The sequence below is a fragment of the Phyllobacterium myrsinacearum genome, from assembly GCF_014138285.1.
GTDB lineage: Bacteria > Pseudomonadota > Alphaproteobacteria > Rhizobiales > Rhizobiaceae > Phyllobacterium > Phyllobacterium myrsinacearum_A.
This window is the reverse complement of sequence record NZ_JACGXN010000009.1, coordinates 136,422-153,110: the sequence shown is the minus strand read 5'-3', so window position 1 is coordinate 153,110 and position 16,689 is coordinate 136,422. Positions and strand designations below refer to the sequence as shown.

At 55.4% G+C, this 16,689-nt stretch carries 17 protein-coding genes; 8 read left to right on the top strand and 9 right to left on the bottom strand.

Annotated features, from left to right (window positions below):
* Positions 1-27 precede the first annotated feature (27 nt).
* A complete protein-coding gene (ald, locus tag FHW16_RS22165) occupies positions 28-1,143 on the bottom strand; it encodes an alanine dehydrogenase (protein WP_182551456.1) in 1,116 nt (371 codons plus the stop codon).
* A gap of 154 nt (positions 1,144-1,297) precedes the next feature.
* Here ald and FHW16_RS22160 point away from each other — a divergent pair, with 154 nt between their 5' ends.
* Together FHW16_RS22160 and FHW16_RS22155 are read left to right on the top strand one after the other, a co-directional pair.
* Positions 1,298-1,786, top strand: coding sequence for an Lrp/AsnC family transcriptional regulator (locus FHW16_RS22160; RefSeq protein WP_182551455.1), 489 nt, complete (start codon positions 1,298-1,300; stop codon positions 1,784-1,786).
* 97 nt (positions 1,787-1,883) lie between these two features.
* Positions 1,884-3,860: a bifunctional 2',3'-cyclic-nucleotide 2'-phosphodiesterase/3'-nucleotidase gene (locus FHW16_RS22155; protein WP_182551454.1), complete on the top strand. Its 1,977-nt coding sequence runs from the start codon at positions 1,884-1,886 to the stop codon at positions 3,858-3,860.
* Here FHW16_RS22155 and FHW16_RS22150 read toward each other — a convergent pair.
* Together FHW16_RS22150 and FHW16_RS22145 are read right to left on the bottom strand one after the other, a co-directional pair.
* The gene (locus tag FHW16_RS22150) at positions 3,850-4,212 is read right to left on the bottom strand and encodes an MmcQ/YjbR family DNA-binding protein (protein ID WP_182551453.1); all 363 of its coding nucleotides are present in this window, start codon (positions 4,210-4,212) and stop codon (positions 3,850-3,852) included. The genes FHW16_RS22155 and FHW16_RS22150 overlap by 11 nt on opposite strands.
* A complete protein-coding gene (locus FHW16_RS22145; RefSeq protein ID WP_182551452.1) occupies positions 4,209-5,471 on the bottom strand; it encodes an SAM-dependent methyltransferase in 1,263 nt (420 codons plus the stop codon). The genes FHW16_RS22150 and FHW16_RS22145 overlap by 4 nt, the downstream gene beginning before the upstream one ends.
* 651 nt (positions 5,472-6,122) lie before the next feature.
* On the opposite strand from FHW16_RS22145, the gene FHW16_RS22140 reads away from it, so the two are divergent.
* From FHW16_RS22140 to FHW16_RS22120, 5 genes are all read left to right on the top strand, one after another.
* A complete protein-coding gene (locus tag FHW16_RS22140) occupies positions 6,123-6,629 on the top strand; it encodes a Csu type fimbrial protein (RefSeq protein ID WP_182551451.1) in 507 nt (168 codons plus the stop codon).
* Between the two features lie 24 nt (positions 6,630-6,653).
* Entirely contained in the window at positions 6,654-7,373 is a 720-nt protein-coding gene (locus FHW16_RS22135) for a fimbrial biogenesis chaperone (protein WP_182551450.1), read from the top strand.
* Positions 7,374-7,458: 85 nt separating this feature from the next.
* On the top strand, positions 7,459-9,771 hold the full coding sequence (locus tag FHW16_RS22130; RefSeq protein ID WP_348643923.1) for a fimbria/pilus outer membrane usher protein: 2,313 nt from the start codon (positions 7,459-7,461) through the stop codon (positions 9,769-9,771).
* On the top strand, positions 9,768-10,739 hold the full coding sequence (locus FHW16_RS22125) for a Csu type fimbrial protein (RefSeq protein WP_246711891.1): 972 nt from the start codon (positions 9,768-9,770) through the stop codon (positions 10,737-10,739). Before FHW16_RS22130 ends, FHW16_RS22125 begins: the two co-directional genes overlap by 4 nt.
* A gap of 406 nt (positions 10,740-11,145) precedes the next feature.
* Positions 11,146-12,381 carry an MFS transporter gene (locus FHW16_RS22120; protein WP_348643922.1) on the top strand — a complete coding sequence of 412 codons (1,236 nt, stop codon included), beginning with the start codon at positions 11,146-11,148 and terminating at the stop codon, positions 12,379-12,381.
* Position 12,382: 1 nt separating this feature from the next.
* Here FHW16_RS22120 and FHW16_RS22115 read toward each other — a convergent pair whose 3' ends face one another.
* The gene (locus FHW16_RS22115) at positions 12,383-13,873 is read right to left on the bottom strand and encodes an NAD(P)H-hydrate dehydratase (RefSeq protein WP_182551448.1); all 1,491 of its coding nucleotides are present in this window, start codon (positions 13,871-13,873) and stop codon (positions 12,383-12,385) included.
* 189 nt (positions 13,874-14,062) lie between these two features.
* Between FHW16_RS22115 and FHW16_RS22110 the strand changes: the two genes are divergently transcribed.
* Entirely contained in the window at positions 14,063-14,311 is a 249-nt protein-coding gene (locus tag FHW16_RS22110) for a DUF2171 domain-containing protein (protein WP_182551447.1), read from the top strand.
* A gap of 35 nt (positions 14,312-14,346) precedes the next feature.
* Here FHW16_RS22110 and FHW16_RS22105 read toward each other — a convergent pair whose 3' ends face one another.
* From FHW16_RS22105 to FHW16_RS22085, 5 genes are all read right to left on the bottom strand, one after another.
* Positions 14,347-14,715: a DUF6665 family protein gene (locus tag FHW16_RS22105; RefSeq protein WP_348643921.1), complete on the bottom strand. Its 369-nt coding sequence runs from the start codon at positions 14,713-14,715 to the stop codon at positions 14,347-14,349.
* Positions 14,716-14,721: 6 nt separating this feature from the next.
* Positions 14,722-14,907 (bottom strand): hypothetical protein, encoded by a 186-nt coding sequence (locus FHW16_RS22100; protein WP_182551446.1) that lies wholly within the window; start codon positions 14,905-14,907, stop codon positions 14,722-14,724.
* A gap of 115 nt (positions 14,908-15,022) precedes the next feature.
* Positions 15,023-15,301 carry a hypothetical protein gene (locus FHW16_RS22095; protein ID WP_182551445.1) on the bottom strand — a complete coding sequence of 93 codons (279 nt, stop codon included), beginning with the start codon at positions 15,299-15,301 and terminating at the stop codon, positions 15,023-15,025.
* Between the two features lie 126 nt (positions 15,302-15,427).
* Complete coding sequence (locus FHW16_RS22090; protein ID WP_182551444.1) at positions 15,428-15,790, bottom strand: VOC family protein; 363 nt, start codon at positions 15,788-15,790, stop codon at positions 15,428-15,430.
* A 38-nt stretch (positions 15,791-15,828) separates the two neighbouring features.
* A complete protein-coding gene (locus FHW16_RS22085) occupies positions 15,829-16,674 on the bottom strand; it encodes an alpha/beta fold hydrolase (RefSeq protein ID WP_182551443.1) in 846 nt (281 codons plus the stop codon).
* Positions 16,675-16,689 lie beyond the last annotated feature (15 nt).

Sequence of the window (16,689 nt, the reverse complement as noted above, 5' to 3'; positions counted from 1 at the left end):
CCCGGGCTTTTCTTTGTTGGTATCGGCTCAGGCGGCAAGAACAGCCTTGGCTTCCACCATTTCCAGACCGAGTGCCTCGGCAACGGCCTGATTGGTGATGCGGCCCTTGTGAACATTGAGGCCATTGCGCAGGTGCGGGTTGTCTACCAGTGCCTTCACGCCCCGATCCGCGAGCTGCAGGCCGTACTGCAGCGTGGCGTTGTTCAGGGCATGGGCGGAGGTGACCGGAACCGCACCGGGCATATTGGCAACGCAGTAATGGATAACGCCGTCGACCTCATAGGTCGGCTCCGAATGTGTCGTGGCATGGGATGTTTCGAAGCAACCGCCCTGATCGATGGCGACGTCAACGATGACCGCACCTTTTTTCATGCCCGAAAGCATTTCGCGCGTGACCAGCTTCGGCGCCGCTGCTCCGGGGATCAACACAGCGCCCACGACGATATCGGCGGAGAATACTTCTTCGTCGAGTGCTTCAATCGTCGAGTAACGGGTATGGATACGGCCATGGAACAGGTCGTCAAGCTGGCGCAGGCGAGGAATCGAGCGATCCAGAATGGTCACGTCGGCGCCAAGGCCGGCAGCCATCTGCGCTGCATTGATGCCGACAACGCCGCCGCCAATAATGGTTACCTTGCCTGGCAGAACGCCTGGCACACCGCCAAGCAGCACGCCGCGCCCGCCATTGGCCTTCTGCAGTGCGGTTGCGCCTGCCTGGATGGCGAGACGTCCGGCCACTTCCGACATCGGTGCAAGCAGAGGCAGCCCGCCACGGTCGTCCGTCACCGTTTCGTAGGCGATAGCCGTAACGCCGGAGGCGAGCAAGCCTTTGGTCTGTTCCGGATCTGGGGCAAGATGGAGATAAGTATAGAGGAGCTGGCCTTCACGCAGCTGCGCCCATTCGGACGGCTGCGGCTCCTTCACTTTCACAATCATGTCCGATTGCTGAAAGACTTCTTCGGCAGTCTTGACGATTTTTGCGCCAGCCGCCTGATAGGCTCCGTCATCGGCTCCTATTCCTGTTCCAGCTCCGGACTGGATAATGACCGTGTGGCCGTGGGCAATATATTCGCGTACGGCCCCCGGAGTGAGACCGACGCGATATTCATGGTTTTTGATTTCTTTTGGGCAGCCTACGCGCATTTTTGCCTCCTCTAGAGTGTTTTCAAGGTTCCCGTTTGAGGTGCATATGACATCATGAATCGCTTCGCATGTCCTTGCTAAGGAATATCGACGAAAGGCATTTTTTCGAATATTCTTGCGTAAAATTATCTATTCTTCGAAGGAAGATCGAACAATGTCACTGGACAGGATTGATATCGCTATCCTCGATTGCCTGCAAAAGGATGGCCGCATGTCGAATGCGACGCTGGCGGAAAAAGTGGGGCTTTCGCAATCAGCCTGTTCGCGCCGGCTGGACATTCTGGAGAAGTCAGGCGTTATCCGGGGATATCACGCGCGTCTCTCCAACAAGATGCTCGGTCATCCTGTCACCGTGATTGTCAATATATCCCTTTCGGGGCAGGCGGACAAACAATTGCGTGAATTCGAGACCGCCGTACGGCGCTGCCCGAATGTTCTGGTCTGCTATCTCATGTCGGGCGAGTATGATTATCTCCTGCGCATCGCGGCCAAGGATCTGGAAGATTACGAGCGCATCCATAAATTCTGGCTCTCCGCCCTGCCGCATGTGACCAAGATCAACTCGTCCTTTGCGTTGCGTGAAGTGGCGGACCGTACCGGTCTTGGCGTGGAAACGGCGCTCATCGAAATTGCCGGAAGCTGATTGCTGACCGTGATAGGCCATGACAAACTCATCATAATTCGGTGACCCCGGTCCATTACCACCGTTGCCTGAAGCCAACTATGCAGGAGCCTTCTCTATGTACGAAACGTCATCCGCTCTTACCCGCCGTTCATTTCTGGCAAGCACGGCCGCTGCCGGGGCGGTGGCAATTCTGCACCCGTTTTCCGCAATGGCTGCCGCCTCACAGGCGCATCTGCGCATTGTCGCCACGACCGATCTGCACGTGAATGTCTACCCTTACGACTATTACGCCGACAAGGCGAACGACACGATGGGGCTGGCCCGCACGGCATCGATCATCGCAAAGATCCGGGCCGAATCGACCAACTCGATTGTCGTGGACAATGGTGACTTCCTGCAGGGCAATCCGATGGGTGATTATATTGCCTACGAGAAAGGCATGAAGGACGGTGATGTCCATCCAATCATCAAGGCAATGAACACGATCGGTTACGAGGTGGGAACACTCGGCAATCACGAGTTCAATTATGGCCTCGATTATATGGACAAGGTTTTGGCCGGTGCCGGATACCCCTATGTCTGCGCCAATCTGGTCAAGGGTGAACTGGCGGCGACGCCGACCGATGATCCCCTCTACATGAAGCCGTATCTGATCAAGCAATATGAAATTACCGATGGAACGGGGCAGAAATTACCCGTCAAGGTTGGTTTTATCGGCTTTGTCCCACCGCAGATCACGCTTTGGGACGCGCAGAATCTCAAGGGAAAGGTTGTCACCCGCGATATCGTTGAGGCTGCCAAAGGCTGGGTGCCGAAAATGAAGGCGGAGGGCGCGGATATCATCGTCGCGCTGTCCCATTCCGGTATCGCGGCGGGCCAGAGCAGCGGCATGGAGAATGCCTCGCTCTACGTGGCGGGGGTCGAGGGGATCGATGCTGTCATCACAGGTCACCAGCATCTGGTTTTCCCGGATCCGAAGGATTTTGCCGGTATCGAGGGCGTTGATGTCAAAAAGGGGACGCTGCAGGGCAAGCCAGCCGTCATGGCCGGTTTCTGGGGCTCGCATATGGGACTGATTGACCTGCTGCTTGAGCGTGATGGTGACACGTGGAAGGTTGCCGATTTCACCACGGAGGCGCGGCCGATCTATGAGCGCGTTGAAAAGGCAGTAAAGCCGCTGGTCGAAAGCCGTCCTGATGTGCTGGAAGCCGCCAAGGCTGATCATGAGGCAACGCTTGCCTATGTCCGCCGCCCGGTCGGCAAGACCTCGGCACCACTCTATTCCTATTTCGCGCTGGTTGCCGACGATCCGTCGGTGCAGATCGTGTCCAATGCGCAGACCTGGTACATCAAGGATATGCTCAAGGACACGCAGTGGAAAGATTTGCCTGTTCTTTCCGCTGCGGCGCCGTTCAAGGCCGGTGGCCGTGGTGGTGCTGACTATTATACGGATGTGCCTGCGGGAGACATTGCAATCAAGAATGTCTCTGATCTCTATCTCTATCCCAACACGGTGCGTGCTGTTGCCATCACCGGAACGGATGTAAAAGAATGGCTTGAAATGTCCGCGGGTATTTTCAAGACGGTCGAGCCAGGCAAAGCCGACCAACCGCTCATCGATACCAGTTTCCCTTCCTACAATTTCGACGTGATCGATGGCGTTTCCTACGAAATCGATCTGTCACAACCGGCAAAATACGGATCCAAGGGGGAGGTGGTCCATGCGGAAAGCAACCGTATCGTCAACTTGACCTTTGACGGGAAACCGATTGATCCGAAACAGAAATTCGTTGTCGTGACGAACAATTACCGGGCAGGGGGAGGCGGCAATTTCCCCGGCATCAACGAGAGCAAGGTTATCTTCGTCGCGCCCGATACCAATCGCGATGTCATTGTGCGCTACATCATTGATCAAAAAACCATCAATCCATCCGCGGACGACAACTGGAAGTTTGCGCCAGTGAAGGGCGCATCCGTGCTGTTCGACACGGGCCCGAAGGGCAAGAATTTCATTGGCGACGTGAAAGCGGTGAAGATTGAGGAAGCCGGTGACGGTGAAAATGGGTTCGCGCGTTATCGCATCACTCTTTAGGCTCAACCAGTTTCTTCAGCTTGGCTGGCGCCTTTGCCAGCCAAGCTAGCCTGATGCGGTGTGACAGTTCTTCATCGGAAATCGAAGCGAGGCGGATCAGAATGTAGGGCCAGCCCTTGTAATGATCCGTCTCGAAATAAATGTCCGGTGCGCTTTCCATCAGCAACGGCTTCTCTTCAAGCGGACAATGGATTGCAAAAATGTCCGCATCCTTGAGTCTGCCGAGGAAGGCCGCCTTGAGTTTCAACGATGGCGTTCCGTGTGTCGTACTCTGGTTCAACTCTGGCAGTTTCAATGCCTCAGCAAGAGCCCAAACACGCTCGAAAGCCCCATTGAGCGATGCCGCCGTCATGATCTGTAAAAGACCTGACGCACGTCGATATATTCAGACCGGAAGCCTGCTTCGCAGTAAAAGAGGTAGAATTCCCAGAGCTTCTTGAACCTGATGTCGAAACCCAACTGTTTCAGCTTGTCCCACGAGCCCCAGAAGCGCCCGCGCCATTCGGCCAGGGTGCGGGCATAATCCTGCGGAAAAATGCTCTCGCGATAGAGATCGAGCCCGAAATCCTTGCCAAGGTTTTTCAGCCTCTCAGGCGTTGGCAGCATGCCGCCTGGAAACACGTAGCGTTGAATGAAATCCGGGCGCTTGCGATAACGCTCGAATGAGTTCTCATTGATGGTGATGATCTGCATGCCTGCGCTGCCACCGGGGGCAAGGCATTCCTTCACTTTGCCGAAAAACACCGGCCAGTATTTTTCGCCCACAGCCTCGAACATTTCAATGGAGGCGATATGGTCATACTTGCCTGTTTCGTCGCGGTAGTCCTGGAACTTGATTTCGACTTTTTCTGAGAGACCTGCCTTCCGCATCCGTTCCGTGGCGAAATCAAACTGTTCGCGGCTGATGGTCAGACCTGTGACATGAGCGCCGATTTCCCGCGCGACAAACTCGGCGAAACCACCCCAGCCGCAACCGATCTCCAGCACCTTGCTGTCTTTCGTAATACCGATATTACGGGCAAGAGCACGGTACTTGGCGGTCTGCGCACTTTCCAGATCGTTGGCGCCTTCCGCAAAGAGTGCGGACGAATAGGTCATGGTCGGGTCGAGCCACTCGCGATAGAAGGCATTGCCGAGATCGTAGTGGGCGGAGATATTCTTGCGGGAACGACTGCGCGTGTTCTCGTTCAGCCAGTGCCGTAGTCTGTGTACTGTGTTGACGAACCAGCTTGCTCCGCCGGCGATGCTTTCGCCGATCTGTTCATTCACCACGAACAGCTCGAGAAAGGTCGTCACGTCAGGGCTTTCCCAATCACCATCCATGTATGATTCGGCAACGCCGATTGTCCCGGACGCGAAGGCCCGCCGCGGCAGGTTCCAGTTGTGCAGGACGAGCGAGGCGTCCGGGCCCGATGACTTGCCCCCCACTTTGAATACCCGCCGGTCGGGTGTGGTGATGGTCAGTGTGCCGCGTGGAAGGTGCGTTGCAGCGCGAAGCGCCGCCTGAACTTTCAAGGGCAAGCCCTTCAATGCAGCGCCGACGTTTTCTGGTGTCAGCCATTTGAGCTGTCCCAAAGAGTCCGGTGTGGTTGTTGTTCCTTGCTGTGCCATGTGCTTGGTCTTTCATGCTTCTTGCGCAATCTTTGCCGTCAAAAAACAAATGTTCAAGAGCAATTCATCGATTGCTGAGCCACATCGGGGATTAGCTGACGAAACAACGCTTGATACTGATACGCGATATTGCGGGGAGTGGATCATAGCGAGCCGGGTGAAGATACAATGCGCAGAATCCAGAAATACTTGTGCATTTACAGATTATCGAAATAAGTTTTCAAATATTATTGATGTTCATTCGTTTTTAAGTCCCTTTATTTGAATAGCCTGTTTTATGAATTGATATAATTTCAGATTAAAATACATGAAATGAGGTCTTATTGTAAAATTTGAACATATGATTTTGGATTAAAACAAATGAAATTAATTCAATGGTTGAATAAAATGTATTTCTTAAATTCACTTGAAATATTAGTGAATAAAATTTTCAAATATCAAAAATAATCACGTTTATTTGCCTGGTAAATGCGCATTCACGAATATTTACATATCGTGATTAGGTTCGAGTTTAATTACATAGGATTTTTGACTGTTCGATAAGTTATTTTAAAGATATAAGACTTAAGTATTATGCAGCGAAGAACTACTGAGTCATTTGTAGTGAATCAGAGGTAGTTGCCATCGGCATGCATACCTTGAGGAGGATGAATGAGTTCCGGATATTCGATACGCAGTTTCGCCGCCGTGGGATTGGCCGCTGTTCTTGGCTTCTCCAGTCCGGCATTTGCCGCCACGGCAACGGGTAGTTTTGGTGTCCACATCACCATTGAATCGTCCTGCGTCGTGGTCAGTGCGAGCGACATGACCTTTGCAAACACAGGCGTCATTACCGCGAACGTTGATTCTACCAGCACGTTGTCGGTTCAATGCACCAACACGACGCCGTACAGTATAGGGTTGAACATTGGGACAGGATCGGGTGCTACGGTCGCGGTCCGTAAAATGACGGGCCCTGCCGCTGCGACCATCAATTACTCGCTCTATTCTGAAGCCACCAGGACCACGGTATGGGGCAATACCCCGACCACAGATACGGTGGCGGGAACGGGAACCGGTGCCGCGCAACCTTATACGGTCTATGGGCGTGTACCGCCGCAGACCACACCTGCAACAGGCACATATAACGACACGATAACGGTGACCGTTAACTACTGACGATAAAACTAAAGGGAGAACGAGATGCGATCCATGCTCAAAGGCATTGGAGCGATGGGGCTCTTTATGCTGATTTGTGGCGCGGCCGATGCGGCTTCGCTGCGTGTGGCACCGACCAGCCTTGATCTGACTGCACCGGGAAGTGCCGCTGTGCTGACGCTGACAAACGAGGCGAAACGGCCGATTAATGTCCAGTTACGTGTATTTCGCTGGACGCAGGTCAACGGTGTCGAACAGCTTGAACCCACCAATGATGTGGTTGTAAGCCCTCCGTCAACCGCGTTACCGGGGAACAAGGATTATCTGGTCCGGGTGATAAGGGTCAGCAAAAAGCCGGTAGCTGGTGAAGAAAGCTATCGCGTCTTCGTTGATGAATTACCTGATCCGTCACGCCGCAAGGCCGGCACTGTCACGCTGGTGATGCGTTATTCTGTTCCGGTGTTCTTCAAGGGCGCCGACGCAGCCGCGCCAAAGGTGGCGTGGACAATCAAGCGCTCTGGAAATGGACTTGTCCTGGCAGCGCGCAACAGTGGTGACGTGCGACTGCGGCTTTCCGATGTGCAGTTGATGCAGGGTGGTCGTGAAGTCGGTGCGCGGAAGGGGTTGGTCGGCTACGTCCTTGGCGGAGCTTCGATGCAATGGCCGCTGGGTGGTGGCAAAGCCGTTTCCGGCGGCCCCCTTGCCTTGAAGGCTCAAAGCGATTCTGGACCGCTTGATGTCAGCGTTGCGGTCAGCGGCCGCTAGTCTCGTTGTGGCACTCTGCATAAGCCCGTGCATTCTTACCTCTGGACGGGCTCAAGATCTTAATGTTGAAAACGCGGAGCAGACCGTGCCGCAGCCAGGTATCCCTAAAGATCTCTATCTCGAGGTCTTCATCAATGACGAATCGACTGGGCTGGCGGGGGCTTTCCGGCAAATGGCGGATGGCAGCCTGACAGCAACTTCTGAGGAATTGAAGGAAGTCGGGCTGAAGCCGGTGTCGAGCGCCAAGGATAAGGATGGTTCCATTCGGCTCGACGGACTGCCCGATGTCGCGTACCGCATCGATGAAGAGAACCAGCGCCTCTATGTGACCACTAACGATGGTGCGCGCGCGGCAAAACTGATCGACATCAACCCCAAGCCCGATGAGGATCGTCCAAAGCCGCAGTCAAGCTACGGTGCTGTGCTGAATTATTCGCTCTTTGCCAGCAGCGATAATCTCTTCTCTGGCAATGCCAAGCCATTTCAGGGAATATCCGGAGGCTTCGATGCGCGGTTTTTCAGCCCCTACGGTACGCTCACGCAGTCATTTACATCCAGCGCGAGCGATACGGATTTTCAGGGCTTCAAGCGTCTCAATACAACGTACACCTATTCCGACCCGGAACGGCTGATCACCTACCGCGCGGGTGATTTCATTTCCGGCGGCTTGCAGTGGACGCGCCCGGTCTACCTCGGCGGCTTGCAGGTCCAGCGCAATTTTCATCTGCGCTCGGATCTCGTCACCATTCCCATACCCGTTATATCCGGCTCCGCCGCCGTGCCGTCGACACTTGAGGTCTACACACAGAACGTGAAAACCTACAGTGGCACCGTACCATCAGGTCCGTTTCAGGTGACAAATTTCCCTGTTTTTACCGGATCGGGGCAAGCACAGGTGGTTCTGCGCGATACGCTTGGCCGCGAAACGAAAACCACGCTGCCTTTCTATTCTTCCAGTCTGCTTCTGCGCAAAGGCCTGCTGGATTTCTCCGGCGAAGTGGGCTTTCCCCGGCGTGATTTCGGAACCGAATCAAGTGACTATGCCAGCGATGCCATGGGCATCGCCACTGCCCGCTATGGCGTAACAGACTGGTTGACGCTGGAGGGTCATTTCGAAGGTGGTGTCGATCTGCTCAACGGTGGCGTGGGTGTTGCTTTCCCGATCAGCGGTTTTGGCGTCAGCTCACTGGCCGTCGCCGGTAGCAGTCATGACGGCGACACGGGCTTTCTTGTCAACGGCTCCGTGGAGCTCAGTTATCGTAATTACACCGTCTTTGCCCGCATGCAGCAGGCATTTGGCAACTATGACGACGTTGCTTCGGTTTCCGCTGATGAAAGCCGCATTTCCGTCTTTGACCCGACAGGCGTGGCAATTTTCAGTCCACGCGTTCCACGTTCCTTGGCACAGGTGACGGTGTCAGCACCCGGTCCGTTTGATCGCTCCAATCTCAACCTGTCGTTCACGCAGATTGAATCTGCCAATGGTGACAAGAACCGTATCGTCGGTGCGTCCTATAACCAGTCGATCTTCAAGAACAGTTCGTTCTATGCAACCGCCTTTACCGATCTGGAAAACAGCGACAGTTTCGGTGTTTTTGCCGGGATCACCATTCCTTTCGACAACAACATCACAGTATCGACCGGCTATGAGCAGACGGCGAACGGAGCATCCGGCGTTGTTGACATCTCCAAGTCCGAGCGGCTGGAGGAGGGCAGTTATGGCTGGCGTCTGCGCACGCGCGAAGGCGACAATCCGGACCGGCTGGCCTCGGCAAGTTACCGCGGACGCTATGCCCGTGTGCAGGGGGATGTTGAGCAATTTGACGGCAATACCCGTGCGAGCGTGCAAATGGATGGTGCGCTTGCTGTCGCGGCGGGCGGTGTATTTGCCACCAACCGGATCAATGATGCCTTTGCCGTGGTCGACGTGGGTGCGCCGGATGTGGAAGTTCTGTCGGAAAACCGTCCCGTTGGCAGAACGAACCGCAGCGGCAAGATCCTCGTACCTGATCTGAATTCCTATGAACCGAACACTGTGGCCATCGATCCGAAGAATCTTCCCGTGGATGCGAGCATAGGCTCGACCCGTAATATCGTCGTCCCGGCCGACCGGAGTGGTGTGGTTGTGGACTTTCATGTCAATCAGACATCCGCCTCGGCGATTGTGGGGCTTGTGGATGGCAGCGGCAAACCACTGGAAGCTGGTTTGCGCGGACATATGGATGGGACGGCGGACGAATTTGTCGTCGGTTATGACGGCGAGGCCTTCATCGAAAAGCTGCGCGCCCAGAACACTGTCGTCATCGAACGTCTGGATGGCGGCAGCTGCAAGGCGCAATTCACGTACCGGCCCCAACCGGGAACGCAGGTCAAGATCAGGGATGTGGTGTGCTCATGAAGAACCGGTTGCTCCGGGTTATCTTATTCATCGGTGTCCTGCTGTTGCCAGCCGCTGCCTGGGCGCAGACCTGTACGTTTACGGTTCCCGGCATCGTGTTTTCGGGAAGCACAATTCCAGGCAATGTCATCAACAGCTCGACAACGGTGAAAGCAGATTGCTCAGGTCTGCTGGGGCTCGGACGCAAGGTGCTGGTCTGCCCTGATCTGAACGAAGGCAGTGGCGGAGCCACGGCGGCTGCGCGGAAGATGTTGAGTGGTGCAAATGCGCTGAATTATCAACTTTTTCAGGACTCGGCCCATTCCATCGTCTGGGGATCGATCAACTGGCCGTATCCGGCACGTGCACCCGGATTCCTTGTGGAATTTACAACCATTCTCGGCCCATTGCTTGGAAGCGGCTCCACCACAATCCCGCTTTACGGGCAGATTCTGGCCAACCAGCAGACTGCACCGGCAGGGACCTATACGTCCACATTTGCCGGAGCGAATGCGACATTCCATTATCGCTACGATGACGGAGCAGGCTGTTCCGTTCTCAACGGCGCCTTGACTGCTATGCCTGCGGCATTCACCTCCACGATTACGCTGGCCAACGATTGCCTTGTCACGGCTCAGAATATTGATTTCGGCAATAAAGGGCTGCTCAATGCAAATATTGATCAGACCGGCCAGGTCAACGTGACATGCACGCCGACAGTGCCCTATACAGTTTCCCTCAATCTGGGCGGTACGGGCACGAGTCCCACAGCGCGCAAGATGACCGGAGCGGGCGGTGCGATCACTTATGGACTGTACAGGGATATCAACCGGACGCAGCCTTGGGGAAACACTATAGGGACGAACACCGCTTCCGGCACCGGCAGCGGTGCATCGCAACCGATCACCGTGTACGCACGTGTCCCACCGCAGACAACACCAGCCCCTGGCAGCTACAACGACACAATCATCGTAACTGTCACCTATTGAGGCGAATAACGCGTGGAATAGTGAGCAAAAATTAAAGCCTATCCAGAAAAAGCAAAAGGCCGGGAGCTACCCGACCTTCCTAAACTTGCCTCAACACCAGTGCCAGTACATCCGTGGTCAAAAATGGAAACAAGCTGTTCGCTACGTGAGAACCAATACCCTGACATTACGACAGAATGATGACGCTCACAAATTAAGGAGGCGCGTACGCAGTACAAATCGCGCTTGAATTGAAAGTGCCCCATCAAGGTAAAGACAGGGTTAATTCAAACGGGTAATTTCAAAATGTTGGAAGAGAATGTGATCAGGCTGATACCAATAAACGTATCAACGCCGGAACAACCCGGTTCTGGATCCATTCCTGTGTGTTGCTGATTTCATTTTGCTCTCGTGCGGAGACAACAGCGTGCAAAATTCTGACCGTTTTGGCGATCGGTTGACCCCTTCGCTCATAGCCCTTGCTGCGCTCAATTTCTTCCTCGCCGATGCCAGGGACGGACTCGGCCCCTTTCTCGATGCTTATCTCGCCACGCATGGCTGGACGTCTATGTCGCTGGGCATCATTGCGACGGGCGGTGGTATTCTCGGTATGATCGCGACGCCATTGTTCGGAGCGCTGGTTGATGGAACTCCCTACAAGCGGGCACTGATCATCATTCCTGTGTTGCTGGTTACGGCCGCTGCGCTTCTAACCCTGAATGTACCTGATGTTTCCGTGGTCGTCGGCGGACAGGCAATGACTGCGGTCGTGGGCGCTGTCGTAGGGCCGGCATTGATGGGGCTTACACTCGGTTTGGTCGGAGAAGCCAAATTCTCCGATCAGGTGTCGGGCAACGAATTCTGGAATCATGCGGGTAACGTTGCCTCGCTCGCTGGCGTTTATGTGACGACGGTCTTATGGGGGCAGTACGGCATCATCGGGATGATGATTGTGACGGCCATTGGTGCCGTTGTGGCAACCCTGATGATTGATCCGGACAAGATCAATCACAAGGTCGCACGCGGTCTCGCAAAGGATGACGGTCGGCCCGGTCCTTCCGGCTATTCGGTATTGATCGAGACACCCGGACTTGTCCTGCTTGCCTTCATTCTCCTCGTGTTTCATTTTGGCAATGCACCGATGAGCCGCCTGGTCGCACAGGCGTTTTCGATCGAGCTTGGCACTCCCTTCCGTACAACCGCTCTGATTACAGGTGTGTCGCAACTCACCATGATCGCCGCGGCCGCCGTTGCGCCTTTTTTCATCAGGCGTTTCGGCTTGGCCTTCGTGTTCTTCATTGCGTTGATTGCCTTGCCGATACGGGGCGCCGTTGCTGGTTCAGTTGCAGACTTCTGGTCGGTTTATCCGGTTCAGATACTGGATGGTCTTGGCGCTGGATTTCTTGGCATTGTTACACCTGTCGCCGCCGAGCGTTTGCTATCCGGGAGTGGCCGCTTCAATGTGGGACTTGCAGCCGTGATGACTGTACAGGGTATCGGCGCGTCATTCAGCAATGTCGTCGCCGGTTGGCTGGTCCAGCGTGGCGGTTATAGCCTTGCCTATTATGTACACGGCGGCATTGCTATCATTGCCCTGGTGTTGTTCGTGGGATGGCGGCAAAAAATCGTCGGCGAGGTGAAAGCTGTTCCGGCAATGGCGTAAGTCAGGGACGATGCAACCGGGCGATCACTTTCGCCACTCCCGCGGGCAGATCTTCGGCAATCAGGCCAAAATCGAGGTCGAGAGCCGCCTGTGCATGGATATGTACGGCTGCGCAGGCTGCTTCAAAAGCAGGCATGCCCTGCGCCATCAAACCCGCGGTAATACCGGAAAGAACGTCGCCGGAGCCCGCTGTTGCCAGAAGCGGAGTACCATTGCCATTGATCGCTGCCCGGCCATCGGGCGACGCAATGACGGTATCAGCGCCTTTGTAGATGACAACCGCGTTGGCCTGCCGCGCGGCTGCACGGGCACGTTCCACTTTGGACGGCGTGTTGTCTTCGCTGATATCAGGAAATAGCCGTTTGAATTCGCCCTCATGCGGTGTCAGCACCAGCCTGATCTTGGTTGTGCGGTGTGATGCAGCGAACAGTTCGTCTCGATGGTCTTGAAACGAGGTGATAGCATCGGCATCCAGAACCAGATGCAATTGCTCTTTCACCAGTGCCAGCGCAATGGCCCGTGCCCGCGCACCGATTCCAAAACCGGGGCCGAGCACGATTGCCGAAGGCTTCCGCTTGTCCAGAAAGGTGCGCAGTTCGTGATCCGTCTCACAGCGGCTGAGCATAATGGATGTCAGATGTGCGGCATTGGCGGCAAGCGATTCCGCCGGAGAGAGCAGGGTGACGGCACCTGTGCCGCTGCGTGCCGCAGCCAATGCGGCAAGCCGGGCTGCGCCGGTGGATGTCGCGCCGCCTGAGAATACGGCTACATGGCCGCGTTTGTACTTGTGCGTGTCGACGTCGGGCGAGGGTAGTTCGGCGCGCCAGAGCTGCGGGGTGTTCTCAAAACACAATGGCTGGATTGCGGCAAGCACATCGTCCTGAAGGCCGATATCGGCAACGATAACGTCGCCGCAGAGGCTGCGTCCAGGGTAAAGCAAATGGGTGGGCTTCTTACGGAAGAAGGTTATTGTGCAGTCGGCTTTGAACACCGCACCGAGCGGAATGCCTGTTGTCCCGTCGAGCCCGGACGGAACATCAATGGCGATGCGTGTAACTGCCGCCGCATTGCTACGCTCGATTGCACCGGCAGCCTTGCCTGTCACAGGCTTGTTGAGACCGGCGCCGAACAAGGCATCGATCACGACGCTGCCGGCTTCAGGTTTAAAGCTGGAAAGTGGCGCCGCCTTGACACGGCAATCGCGCCGGGCAAAGGCGGCGTCGGATCCTGCTTTCGGCTTGTCATCACTCCATAGATGAACTTTGACGCCGCTCTCCGTGAGAAGGCTGGCAACGACATAGCCATCGCCGCCATTGTTGCCGGGACCGCATAGGATGTGAAAAGCGCGTGCATCGGCGTGATGATTGAGGGCATGTCGCGCGACCGCATAACCGGCCCGCAGCATCAGGCCATAACCGTCCATCGGGCCCGCGACTATGGTCAGTCGATCAGCTTCGCTCATTTCTTCAGGAGTGAGAATTTCGTAAGACATTCCAAAACAATGCTTTCTCAAGAGCTGCGCCCATTGTCTGAAATCGTAAGAGCGCATCACCCCGGATACAAGCCGCTATTGTAAACTTGCCGGTTTTGCTCCGTTGGCGCTTGCCGATAATTGTTGTCGGACGATGCATCCAAAGCGGGCTTCGCGCGTTTCTGGTTTGCAACTTTTTGGAGAAAAATCATGCCTGCAACACGCATCAAGGAACATATGGAAGTCATCGGCGCGGACGGTGTTCATGTCGGTACGGTCGATCACGTGGAAGGCGCCCGTATCAAGCTGACGAAGAAAGACAGCGGTGAGGGCTCCCACAAGGGGCATCATCACTACATTTCCACGTCACTTGTCGCCGAAGTCGAAGGCAACAAGGTCCGGTTGTCAGCCAATGCCGATGTGGCGGTTATGTTCGAGGAAGAAGCTTCCGGGAAATAGAATAATGGCAGGCTGCCTGCGGTAGCCAATCTGGCTCACACCGCGCCGAGCTTAACCAGAACGGCGGGTGGGATGTTGAAATCGCGTATTGCTGCGTCATGATTTTTCAGGCCGCACAGTTCGCGCTGGATGAAGTACGCGTGGACCGCACGCGCGGCAGCCTTCAGAAACATTTCGCGATCTGGCGCATTGGCTTCGGCGAGTTGCGCCAGTGTTTTTTCGACCTTCTCTCCGGCGCGGCCAAGCGATGCGGCCATTTCACCCATGATTTCATAGTCCAAGGCGCTGGGCGCGCTGCTCTGGCTCAAGCTGGATCCAAGGTTTTGTGGTGGCCGAAGGGACATGGCATTCATCAGGCTGGTTTCAGAACCTGAATTCTGAGCACAGGAGACCTGCGCCTGCAAGTCCGGTTATCGCGCCCAGACCATCATCGCGATGATCACAACCAATACGAACACAAAGACAAAGACGGCAATGTCCGCTTCGCTGAAGCGTGTGCGGCTGTTGCTTGTGATGTTGGGCTTGCGGCGAGGCTTGGCCTGAAAGGCGAGCAGGATAACCGCTATGGCCGCCAGTAAAAGCGTGAGGTCATGCATGGTCAGAACCGTTTGTTTTTCTTCGGCTAACTTTATTCTCCACCACATAAGAATGCTATTCTGGCTGTCTTCGCATTACCTCAAGAAAATATAAGGAAGAGGCGCGCTCGACAGGTTACTGGGGTTGCTGGTTCGACTGTTCCGTTGTGGGTTGCTTTGGCCGCAAGAAATATTTTCCCTGGCTGTAAGAGGCGATCCCAAGGGATGCCGTCACGCCGACAAGCACGTCATAGAATGTCTGAGGGATGCTTGCGGGTTTGAAGAATGTGAAAATAGCCCAACTGATCCAGAATGGGTCGATGAGCAGGTAGTCGTGACCAACCCAGATCCACATGGCTGCCGCAACGAGACAAATGCCCAAAACCACCAATATATACCCGAGCATTGCCCGCATGCCGTTCCCCGCGCCTCAGAGCCAGAAGATTACGCGGAGTATGCAGTCGGGAGCAAGTGCGGACCCGCACGATCTGCATCGTCCGGCACCCGTAATGAAGAGGGGTAACCCGAACCCACGCTGACCTCAGGTGCTGAGCACCATGCGGTTGCCTTCGCTATCCCTGAACTCGGCGACGGTGCGTCCCGGATCGTAGGGGGCAGCCTGCGGTTCGGTGATGATTTCGACATCCTCGGATTTCAACGCCGCTGTTATGCGCGCCACGTTGTTATCCACCAACACCATGACGGGCTGGGTGGATGGCGCATCATCCTGCCGTTTGAGAAAATGCAGAGTCGTCTCAGCCCCGGGAAATTTAAGCTCGATCCACCGCCAACCGTCCGGACCCATGGGAACATCGGCGATCACCTTGCATCCGAAATGCTCGGTGTAGAATTTCTTGGCACGATCCTGATTGAATACGGGTAACTCCGCAAACTGTACGTGCATGATCGGTTCTCCAGGTTTCATTGATCGCCCAAGGGCGTTCATGCTTGCGTGAATGCGGTATGCAATGTTTTGGCGAAAGCTGCGGCGTGGGCACCATAGCCGCCGTGATCGCCGGGGAAATGCACGGGTTCCGTACCAAGCTTGTTGGCCAGTTCTATTCCCGTACGATAGGTAATTTCGCCAACCGTTTCTTCACCGACGCCCACCACCACACGGGGCTTGCCCGCACGCAACACCTCGACGTCCGGCCGATAGAGCGAGAGCGGCATCAATCCATGGGCTAGAAAGTACTCCATATTTCCATTGATCCGTCCGAATGTCTCAAGGGCTTCGGGTGGGGGTGGCGCTTGCGGTTCTTCTTCTCCTCCTTCTCCATGCTCGTCCATGCCTGCCATTTCCATGAACTTCTGCATTGCCGCCTCGACTCCGTCGCGCCGGTAGGTGTCATGAATTTCCTTGTTTCCGGCCAGCGCTTCGCTTGGGTCAGGAAGCAACATCAGGCACGGCGGTTCGTGCGCCACCAGTGTCCGGACCTTTTCCGGATACCGCGCCGCCAGATTAAGCCCAATTTGTGCACCGCCGCTGTTGCCCATGACAAAAGCCGGGCCATCACCCAGCGCCTCGATCAACCGGGCGGCATCATCTCCGTGGACATCAAGCTCCAGCGTCTGTGATTCACCGTCAAAGGCGCTGCGTGAATTGCCGCGAGGATCGTAAGCTACCACGGTGTAACGATCGGCCAGATGATGCGAAAGCTCGGTAAAGACACCCGCGTCAGTAGGGCCACCTGATATCAACAGCAGAAGAGGTCCGGAGCCTCGCGCTTCATAGTAAATCTTTGCGCCGGGCACCTTCAATGTGCCGGTTTTTGTCGGAAACGTCATGGTGTAACTCCTGTT

Coding starts and splice junctions, on each gene's coding strand:
- FHW16_RS22100 (WP_182551446.1), bottom strand. CDS start 14,907: ATGCATGACCTCACGCTTTTACTGGCGGCCATAGCGGTTATCCTGCTC.
- FHW16_RS22160 (WP_182551455.1), top strand. CDS start 1,298: ATGTCACTGGACAGGATTGATATCGCTATCCTCGATTGCCTGCAAAAG.
- FHW16_RS22110 (WP_182551447.1), top strand. CDS start 14,063: ATGCCTGCAACACGCATCAAGGAACATATGGAAGTCATCGGCGCGGAC.
- FHW16_RS22085 (WP_182551443.1), bottom strand. CDS start 16,674: ATGACGTTTCCGACAAAAACCGGCACATTGAAGGTGCCCGGCGCAAAG.
- FHW16_RS22115 (WP_182551448.1), bottom strand. CDS start 13,873: ATGTCTTACGAAATTCTCACTCCTGAAGAAATGAGCGAAGCTGATCGA.
- FHW16_RS22090 (WP_182551444.1), bottom strand. CDS start 15,790: ATGCACGTACAGTTTGCGGAGTTACCCGTATTCAATCAGGATCGTGCC.
- FHW16_RS22155 (WP_182551454.1), top strand. CDS start 1,884: ATGTACGAAACGTCATCCGCTCTTACCCGCCGTTCATTTCTGGCAAGC.
- FHW16_RS22125 (WP_246711891.1), top strand. CDS start 9,768: ATGAAGAACCGGTTGCTCCGGGTTATCTTATTCATCGGTGTCCTGCTG.
- ald (WP_182551456.1), bottom strand. CDS start 1,143: ATGCGCGTAGGCTGCCCAAAAGAAATCAAAAACCATGAATATCGCGTC.
- FHW16_RS22140 (WP_182551451.1), top strand. CDS start 6,123: ATGAGTTCCGGATATTCGATACGCAGTTTCGCCGCCGTGGGATTGGCC.
- FHW16_RS22150 (WP_182551453.1), bottom strand. CDS start 4,212: ATGACGGCGGCATCGCTCAATGGGGCTTTCGAGCGTGTTTGGGCTCTT.
- FHW16_RS22095 (WP_182551445.1), bottom strand. CDS start 15,301: ATGCGGGCAATGCTCGGGTATATATTGGTGGTTTTGGGCATTTGTCTC.
- FHW16_RS22145 (WP_182551452.1), bottom strand. CDS start 5,471: ATGGCACAGCAAGGAACAACAACCACACCGGACTCTTTGGGACAGCTC.
- FHW16_RS22135 (WP_182551450.1), top strand. CDS start 6,654: ATGCGATCCATGCTCAAAGGCATTGGAGCGATGGGGCTCTTTATGCTG.